Source organism: Butyrivibrio sp. (genome assembly GCF_024699075.1).
Genome location: NZ_JAILQF010000444.1, coordinates 1 through 9,322, shown reverse-complemented (window position 1 = coordinate 9,322; position 9,322 = coordinate 1). Strand labels below are relative to the sequence as shown.

The window sequence follows — 9,322 nt, the reverse complement described above, 5'->3', positions numbered from 1 at the left end:
AAGAAGTGATGCTACTATTTTTATAAATGATTTGTCAGCTAATCTCTTCACAATAATACCTCCTCAAATCTTGAACTGCTGTACATAAGAAGTAAGTGTATCTGATGTACCGGCAAGCTCATGTGAATTATCAGCAACATCCTGTGAGCTCTTAGTGATATTGTCTGCCTGCTCAACCATGTTCTGAGAAGTTGCAAGGATTTCATCAGCACTTGCTGCCTGCTCCTGTGAGATAGCAGCAACATTGGTTGCAACATCATCAACTTTTTCAACATCGGTTATCATCTCTCTTATGAGATTGTTGGATGTCTGAATGTTGTCATAGATTTTATCAAAGGTATCAACTGCAGTCTGTATAAGGACTCCGTTTTGTTCGATGCTTGCAGCGCTTTCATTAGCCTGTCCTACAACATCCTGGATAAGGTTATGAACTTCATCGATAAGAGTACCTATATTAGTGGCACTTTCAGCAGAGGTCTGGGCTAGCTTTGCTATCTGAGTTGCTACAACAGCAAATCCCTTACCGGCTTCACCTGCTCTTGCAGCTTCTATTGAAGCATTAAGAGAAAGGAGGTTGGTTTCTTCTGCGATCTCTCCTATAAGACCTACTATGTTAGTGATCTCATTAGATGCATTGCCAACCTTGTCAATTGATTCCATAAGTCTTGCATTGGAATCTGACATACCGGCCATAGCGCTATTAAGCTGCTCCATATCATCACGGCCTTTTATGGAGATCTCTACGGTTTCGTTCATACTGCTTTCAGCTTTATGACTGTTCTCTCTGGTATCAGCTGCAACAGTCGCAAGAGTAGTAGCATTTTGAGCTATATCATTGACAGCATAGGCAAGCTGATCAACAGTCTGATTGAGCTGCTTCATGGCTTCTGATTGAGCTTCTGAAGCATCATACATTGTTTTTGAAACAGTATCAGAATTTTCTGACTGGACTTTAAGCTTATCTGATTCGTCACTTATAGAATGAAGCATCTTCCTCATGCTTATGACAAATTCATTGACCTGATCACCCATAAGGCCTATTTCATCATTACTCTTTGATTCTACTTCGATTGTGAAATCGCCCTCTGACATGGCTATGATGTCCTTGGATATATCTGAAAGAGGTGCCATGGCCTTATTAATAGTAAGAAGTATAATGATACTTATAAGAGCTATTCCGATAAAGCCGATTATTATAGACAGATTTACAATACGGTTAACATCAGCAAGAATTACATTTGTCTTTATATAAGAGACAAGAATCCAGGTTGTTCCGGATATTTCTCTGAAATCAACCATATAATCGCCAATACTTGTTTCATCATAATCCTCATTAGAGATATTATTTGCAACGCCTGCAAGAAGAGTATCAGATGAAGAGGCAGAGAGTGTTGTAGATACAAGTGAAAAGTCTCTGTGGGCAAGAATGGTATTGTCAGTTCTGTCTACTAGGAAAGAACTTGCATTTTTCATCTTGACACCGGAATTAACGATGATACTGATCTTATCAAGGGTAACATCTGCAGATATAACCCTTATATCATCACCGCCATCATCCAGGATTCCGGAAGCACTAATTACGCTTGTACCTTCTGCATTTTTATAGGCACTTCCGTAGGCCATATTTACACGGGTAAGGCCTTCCTTGTACCAGGTTGTTGACAGAGGGTCAGACAGATCAAGTGTAGCTTCTGATGCCTTAAAGGTTTCGCCGTTAGAGCTGGCAATATAAAGACCATTACTTGAATTGGAGTTAACACCGTACCATCCGTCAAGCATTGTCTGAAGCTCCTGATCACTTGGGGCTGTAGCTTCTATGGTTTTTTTGGCTGTAGAGAAGAACTGAAGGTTTTCAGAAAGCCATGACTCGATATTATCACCCTGATTGGTGATAGATGAGCTTAGTTCTGATTTTGCACTTTCGATCATGCTGTTTCTTGACAGAATTGTTGTGACAGCTATGAGAACCAGAACAGTGATCACAACTGAAGGAACGATAAATAAAAGGAGCTTGTTGCGTACTTTTCCGTTTTTTGATTTCTTGGATTTAGTTGCCATTTGCCACCTCCTGTGGGCGCTTTATGAGAACAAGAAAAAACATACCTTTAAGGAATTATCGGAAGAAATCTGATATTTATAAGACTTTGAAAATATTTTAGAGCGTTAATTAAAGCTGTCAGCTTAAATAAAGAAAAAACAAATTCAAATAGAGAAATATGAATTGGTATCATGTTATACTAAAAAGATGGATTATGTTTTTCTGATGAAAAACAATAATCTATTATAAATGGAGTTTGAAAATGGCTAAGAAGATATATATAGACTGGCGTCCTGAATTTACACAGACTATAAGGGCGCGTGGAATGGATTATTATAAACGGGATAAGGTAAGAAACTTAAAGCAGGATGGAAGCTTTTTTTCTGCGGAGGTTTCAGGATCAAGCGGCAGACGTTACATGACTTTTGCTGCTCTTTCTGATGACTTTACAAGGATCGAGAGGCTTAGCTGTACCTGTCCTTATGCCGCTGATGGTACGCACTGCAAGCATGAAGCTGCTCTTATGTATATGATCGAAAATAATTTTTCCAGGATGATATCAGATAAGACCGGTGATACAGCTTTAGGCAGTACTTTAGATGATCTTGAAATTACTGATGAAAAGGAAATGATCGGCGGTGATGGCTTTTATATAGATGATGACGGATTTATTCAGTATGAGAGCGATCAAAAGGATCATTTTGATATAGTAAATGACATTTCATCATACAGATATTTCAGGTATTCAGAAATTCTTAAAGATGCGCATATAAGTGAAGATGTATGGAAGAAAGGCGTTATTTTAGCCAAGTCATCAAGGATAAATATTTCAAATATCAAAGTAAATGAATCAAATGTAAGCACCTTTGCAGAGGAACTTGATAATAAAGCCAAAATAGGTGATAAGATCTGCACCGCAGCAGGCAGGCTCAAGGATTCATATTTTCAGACTACAATCTCTGTAGGACCTGATTATTTTTCCAAAGGCAACTGTTATGTAATTGGATGTGAAAGAAATATATCCAAAAACATGTATGGAAAGCGTAAGATAGAGAGCCCTATTTGTGAGCATCAGGCAGCCATACTATATCTTTTAAAAAATTATCTGGAAAAAGAGTATGCCTTTATTGATGCAACAGATAGAAGTGGCGAAACTCTTATGAAGCTCTTCTCCGGAGAATACCGCGTCATGGCTATGAAGACAGATGAAAATACGGGGGCTGCCAATGGAGAAAAGCTTGATATAGAACCTGTACTGTCATTGTATGACAATAACTTAAGCGTATCCTTCAGACTTGGAACAAGTAAAAAATATAAGATACAGCGCCTTAATGAGTTCTACATAGCAGTGACCGGTAATAGAAGTATGAAGATAGGAAGAAATGAATTTAATCTGTCCAAAGAAGTATTGTCAGAGCATGGACTTAAAATATTTGAATTCATTGATGATTTTGTTAAGGAAAGTACTTTTTATTCAGATGATATAGACAGAAATGATTATATGGCCAGGTTTAATCCTATCCGCTATAAGAATGAGATATTATTATTCGGTCATTTTCTGGATGATTTCTATGATATCTGCTGCAAAGACAGCATACCTGCTACAGGCCTTTCGCGTATTACAGGATATGATGTAAAGAGGATTTCTTTTTCTGATGAACCTGTCCAGGCCAGAGTTTATATTCAGAACATGAAGGATATATACGGAAGAGGAATTGGAATACATGTATCAGGGCAGATGCCGGTTATATTCCAGGGTAGAAGATATGCTTATTTTATCAAAAAAGACAGACTAAACAGGATCAGTTCAGAAGATATAAAGGTATTAAAGCCTTTTACATCCATAAGCAGAGCTGGAAGTTTTGATTTTAGGATAGGACTGAGGAATCTTACAAGATTTTATTATGATACTCTGCCATGGCTAAGAGAACATGCAGCTGTTACATTTGAGGATGCGGACTGGCTTGAACAGTATATTCTTCCGCAGGCAACCTTTTCTTTTTTCCTTGATAGAGAAAAGGGTAATGTTACGTGTAAGGCTATTGTAAATTATGACGATCTTACCAGAAATCTTGCGCTTGCATCTTCAGAGGAAGATGGCTTCAGGGACCAGATATCTGAGGGTGATGCTATTACTATACTAAAAAGATACTTTCCTGATACTGATGATAATGGGCTTTTTGTTTGTAACGAAGATGAAAATGAGGATCTTGTATATGAACTCTTATCACACGGTCTTGATGAACTTCAGGCCTTTGGAGATGTAAGACATACAGACAGCTTCATGGCTATAAGTATTAAGAAAAGCCCCGGTTTTAAGATGGGAGTATCACTTGAGTCCAATCTTCTTGACCTTGAGATAAGTGCCCAGGATATGGATTCGGATGAGCTTATAGAGCTTTTGAATTCCTATAGAAGAAAAAAGAAATATTATCGTTTAAAAAGTGGCGATTATGTATCTGCTGAGAGCGAAGCTGTTGAAAATCTGGCAAGACTTCTTGATGATATGCATATAAGTCTTAAATCCTTTGTAGATGGCAAGATGCAGCTTCCTGCTTACAGGGCTTTGTATCTTGACAGGATGCTTGAAGATCAGAGCCAGATCTATGAGCAAAGGGACAGACATTTTAAAAAGCTTATCCAGGAATTTAAGACAATATCAGATGCTGAATTCGAGATGCCACAGAAGATCACAGGTCAGCTTCGTAAGTACCAAAGGGATGGATACAGGTGGCTTCGTACCCTGTATAAGTACGGTTTTGGCGGAATACTTGCTGATGAGATGGGTCTTGGTAAGACGCTTCAGATCATAACACTGTTGCAGTCATACTATGAGAGTGGCGATACAGATTATGCTCCTGATATCAAGAAAACATCGCTTGTCGTAGTACCTGCATCACTTGTTTATAACTGGGGAGAAGAGCTTCGCAGATTTGCTCCATCTCTTAACTATGTCCTTATAACAGGTAATAAGAGTGAGCGCGATGATATTATTCTTAATATAGAAGGCTTTGATGTTGCGGTTACTTCATATGATCTTTTAAAGCGCGATATAGCAGAGTATGAGAAGCATTCTTTTGCCATGGAGATAATAGATGAAGCCCAGTATATCAAGAATCATCTCTCTCAGGCAGCCAAGAGCGTTAAGCTTATAAATGCACAAAGAAAGTTTGCACTTACAGGAACTCCTATTGAGAACAGACTTTCTGAACTCTGGAGCATATTTGATTATCTTATGCCGGGACTCTTATATGGATACGAACAGTTCAGAACCGAATTTGAGATACCTGTTATGAGATATGATGAGAAGGAGCCCATGGACAGACTTCGCCAGATGGTGACTCCTTTTATCTTGAGAAGAAAAAAAGCTGATGTACTCAAAGACCTTCCTGACAAGCTTGAGGAGATCCGTTATGCCAGAATGGATGAAGCTCAGAAGAATCTCTATGATGCTCAAGTTACGCAAATGAAGATGCGTCTTGAAAAACAGACGGATGATGAATTTAAGAAAAGCAAATTTGAAATACTTGCCCAGCTTACAAGACTTCGTCAGATATGCTGCGATCCGTCACTTTGTTTTGAAGACTATGATAAGGGAAGTTGCAAAACCGATGTGTTTATGGATATGATAGAGCAGGTAATTGAGGGTGAACACAAGGCACTTGTATTCTCTCAGTTCGTATCAATGCTTGAGATACTCAAAAAGCGCCTTGATGAAGCAAGAATTCCGTATTATGAGATAACCGGTTCAACTCCTAAGGAAAAGAGGATTGAGCTTGTAAATGCATTTAATACAGGCACAGTACCTGTCTTTCTTATATCACTAAAAGCAGGCGGAACAGGTCTTAATCTTACAGGCGCAGATGTAGTCATTCATTATGATCCTTGGTGGAATCTGGCTGTACAGAACCAGGCGACCGACAGAGCACACAGGATAGGCCAGCGTAAGGTGGTAACTGTATTTAAGCTTATAGCGCATGGCACTATTGAAGATAAGATCGTAGAGATGCAGGAAAAAAAGCGTGCGCTTGCAGAAAGTATTCTTGAAAGCGATGGTATTTCAAGTACATCCCTTTCAAAGGATGACCTTTTGGAACTTCTAAGCTGACTATGATCAGTTAATGATAAGTTAGGTTATAGAGTGCAGAGTCAAGTAATTAAATATAGGCTTTGCACTCTAAAGTTATAAAATTTAGTTTTTATAGGAAGGTATTTAAAAAGTAATGGGGAACACAAATATTTACAAGCCGGATTTTGGGCTGTTGAACAATAATGTAAGGACATTGTCTTCAATAGACAAAAGGCTTTGTGCTATCAGTAATGATGAAACGGGGACAAGAGAAGCGATTAACAAAGCGGCAGCAGATCTTAAGATCAAGCTTGCAAAGAGCGGACTTAAAGATATTCCTGTTAGTGAACTGTCTAATGCCAAGGCAGGAATAAGGGTTGCAGTACTTGAAAAAGCAGGATTTTCTAATCTGGCGCAGCTTGAAGGAAGGTCTGAAACTGCTCTTTCTATGATAAGCGGAATAGGACAGGCACAGGCTACTGCTATAAGGCAGACTATAGATCTTTTTCTTCACAGGATGGCAGATACTACGTCTCTAAGGATTGATGCTGATTCCAGGGACCCTGAAACCTGGAACCTTGTATTTGAGCTTTATAAATATATGAGAAAAGCTCCTATATACAAAGATGTAGCAGAGATAAATGCAAGATATCACGAACATATAGTTAAAGCTATGTCAGATATCAAGATCAAAAATTCTTTCAGATGGGTCTTTTCAACATCAAAAGCCAAAGAATCTACCATAGAAGGCTATGAAACCCTTATTGTTATAAATAATGAAAATTATCAGATGCGAAGCGCAAATCTGATAAATCAGTACGAGACTTTTCGACTTATATCTTTGGCCCAGGCCAAAGACGAGTTCTTAAAAAACAGTGCGCCTTTTTATGCTCTTCTTGATAATCTTAATGTATCATCGGTTAAGCTTAGCTCTGTATATAAGGATATTCCTTCAAGCCTTGCTGAGGAGATAGAAGATCAGGAACTTGATACATCTCTTTTGAATGTATCACTAAGAAAGTATCAGGTATTTGGTGCTAAATATGCTATTCACCAGGAGCAGGCTCTTCTTGGAGATGAGATGGGTCTTGGAAAGACCATAATGGCAATTGCTGCAATGGCTTCTATAGAAGCAGGAAATCCCAACTCACATTTTCTTGTAGTATGTCCTGCAAGCGTACTTATTAACTGGTGCAGGGAGGTTGAAAAGCACAGCAAACTTAAGTCGCACCTTCTCCATGCTTCAAGAGGAGAGATAGATATAGCAGAATGGGAACAGAACGGCGGAGTAGCAGTTACTAATTACGAATCTCTCGATGAGTTTGCAGAAACCGTTAGTAAAGATCTCGTAATAGAAATGATGGTTGTGGATGAAGCTCATTATATAAAGAATCCTGAAGCTAAGAGAACAAAGTATCTGATACAGGCCAAGGAACATTCAAAGCGTACCCTTCTTATGACAGGAACACCTCTTGAAAACAAGGTTGACGAGATGTGCAATATTATCGGCATATTAAGACAGGATGAATTCCTTAAAGAGGTTCAAAAGTATGCTTTCATGAATCAGTCCGATAAGTTTAAAGCTCTTATTGCACCTGTATATCTTAGACGTGTAAGAGAAGATGTACTTAAGGAACTGCCTGAAATGGATGATAAGCCTCAGTGGTCAGAAATGTCTGCAGAGGATAAGGATGCATATATTAAAGAAGTAAGCGAAGGAAGCTTTATGTCAATGAGAAGAGTAGGCTGGCTTCAGGATGATATAAAACATTCTTCAAAGGCAATACGACTTCTTGAAATCTGTGACATGGCAAGGGATGAGGGGAGAAAGATCATAGTCTTTTCCTACTTCCTTGATACCATAAGTAAGGTCTCGGAACTTCTTAAAGACAGAGGCGTATATAAGATAACCGGATCAACAAGTGTTGCAGACAGGCAGGCTGTAGTTGACGAATTTACTAAAAGTGGTGCAGGAAGCGTTCTTGTAAGTCAGGTGCTTGCAGGTGGAACAGGTCTTAATATACAGACTGCAAGTGTTGTAGTATTCTGCGAACCTCAGATCAAGCCTTCACTTGAAACTCAGGCTATAGCAAGAGTATACCGAATGGGCCAGGTAAGAAATGTTCTTGTATATCATCTTCTGTGTTCAGATACTATTGATGAAGATATGATAAGGCTTCTTGAAAATAAGCAGAATATCTTTGATGAATATGCTAATGATTCGGATATGGCAGATGCTACCAAGACTTTGGGCGATAAAGAATGGATCAACAGTGTAATTGAAAAAGAACGTCAGAAGTATCTTCCTGTTCTTGTAGTAAATAAAGATGAAGAAGTACCTTCAGAAAAAGCCTCTGATACAGAAGAAAGAGGAAACATAGATATAATAGAATAATTGTAAACTTTTGAAACTCTTAAAAGGTTGACAATGTCCTTCTTAAGGTTTACTATCTTTAAGAACCGCATAATTTATCAGCTTGGAGGACTACTATGAAAAAGTTTACAGTTAAGAGAATCGTATTATGTGCTATGTTTGCAGCACTTTGCTGTGCTACAGCTCCAATTTCCATACCGCTTCCAGGAGGAGTGCCTGTTACACTTCAGACGGCAGCAGTATTTCTTACAGCACTTCTTTTAGGACCTTTATATGGCTTTGTATCAGTGCTTGTATATGTTCTTTTGGGAGCAGTAGGTATTCCTGTATTTGCAGGATTTTCAGGAGGACTTGGATCACTTGTTGGAATGTCCGGAGGCTTCATTATGTCATGGCCATTTGCAGCAGCGCTTTCAGGTTTTCTGTATTTTAAATTCGGAAGAAATGAAAAGGGCTTTAAGAAGTATGCTGTAATGATGATAGCAATGCTTCTTGGAAGTGTTATCATTTATACAATAGGCCTTGCTCAGTTTATGTTCCTTACTAAGATGAGCCTTCCTGCTTCACTTGTTGCATGTATGATACCATTTATACCAGGGGATATACTTAAAATGGTTCTTGTAGCAATAATCACACCGGCACTTGAAAGAGCACTTAAGATGATATTTGCAGACGAAGCTGTATCTGTTAATGCTTGATATATACATTTTTGAATCAAAGATTCAAAAATGCAGTAAATAGGCCAATTGAGAATGCCTTCGGCATTGGGCCTATTTACCAACCGATTCATTGAATCACGAAACACGCAGTAAATGCGCGTTTCTGTAATTTACATTCAAGA

General features: G+C 38.5%; 4 protein-coding genes. 3 read left to right on the top strand and 1 reads right to left on the bottom strand.

Annotated elements, in window-relative coordinates; translation table 11 throughout:
- Positions 1-63: 63 nt before the first annotated feature.
- Positions 64-2,058, bottom strand: coding sequence for a methyl-accepting chemotaxis protein (locus K6G87_RS17465; RefSeq protein ID WP_296840129.1), 1,995 nt, complete (start codon positions 2,056-2,058; stop codon positions 64-66).
- A 242-nt stretch (positions 2,059-2,300) separates the two neighbouring features.
- Here K6G87_RS17465 and K6G87_RS17460 point away from each other — a divergent pair, with 242 nt between their 5' ends.
- From K6G87_RS17460 to K6G87_RS17450, 3 genes are all read left to right on the top strand, one after another.
- A complete protein-coding gene (locus K6G87_RS17460) occupies positions 2,301-6,146 on the top strand; it encodes a DEAD/DEAH box helicase (RefSeq protein WP_296840127.1) in 3,846 nt (1,281 codons plus the stop codon).
- A gap of 115 nt (positions 6,147-6,261) precedes the next feature.
- A complete protein-coding gene (locus K6G87_RS17455) occupies positions 6,262-8,502 on the top strand; it encodes a DEAD/DEAH box helicase (RefSeq protein WP_296840124.1) in 2,241 nt (746 codons plus the stop codon).
- A 95-nt stretch (positions 8,503-8,597) separates the two neighbouring features.
- The gene (locus K6G87_RS17450) at positions 8,598-9,179 is read left to right on the top strand and encodes a biotin transporter BioY (RefSeq protein ID WP_296840122.1); all 582 of its coding nucleotides are present in this window, start codon (positions 8,598-8,600) and stop codon (positions 9,177-9,179) included.
- The last annotated feature ends 143 nt before the right edge of the window (positions 9,180-9,322 follow it).

Excerpts from the sequence above, each read along its gene's own strand:
- K6G87_RS17450 (WP_296840122.1), top strand. The coding sequence starts at position 8,598 with ATGAAAAAGTTTACAGTTAAGAGAATCGTATTATGTGCTATGTTTGCA.
- K6G87_RS17460 (WP_296840127.1), top strand. The coding sequence starts at position 2,301 with ATGGCTAAGAAGATATATATAGACTGGCGTCCTGAATTTACACAGACT.
- K6G87_RS17455 (WP_296840124.1), top strand. The coding sequence starts at position 6,262 with ATGGGGAACACAAATATTTACAAGCCGGATTTTGGGCTGTTGAACAAT.
- K6G87_RS17465 (WP_296840129.1), bottom strand. The coding sequence starts at position 2,058 with ATGGCAACTAAATCCAAGAAATCAAAAAACGGAAAAGTACGCAACAAG.